General features: G+C 66.8%; 1 pseudogene. It reads right to left on the bottom strand.

Annotated elements, in window-relative coordinates:
- A pseudogene (locus ACQG3P_RS24595) lies at positions 1-156 on the bottom strand (ABC transporter ATP-binding protein); the annotation flags it as partial.
- Positions 157-232: the final 76 nt, after the last annotated feature.

The following is a 232-nucleotide window of genomic DNA, read 5'->3' on the forward strand; positions in this document are numbered from 1 at the left end:
GCCCAGGATCTCGCCGCGGCGCACGTCCAGGTCCAGCCCGTCATGCACGGTCTGGCTGCCGAAGCGGTTGGGCAGCCCACGCACGCGGATCGCCAGGCCGTCTTCATCGGCCAGGTCCACGCGGGTGTCTTCTTCCGGGGCGGCTGTGGTCGTCATCACCAATCCATGTGCATGAACCACAACGCGGCGAACGCGTCGATGCTGATCACCAGCGAGATGGTCTGCACCACGC

Origin of the sequence: Stenotrophomonas sp. SrG (genome assembly GCF_050031795.1) — a bacterium.
Taxonomy (GTDB): Bacteria; Pseudomonadota; Gammaproteobacteria; order Xanthomonadales; family Xanthomonadaceae; genus Stenotrophomonas; species Stenotrophomonas rhizophila_A.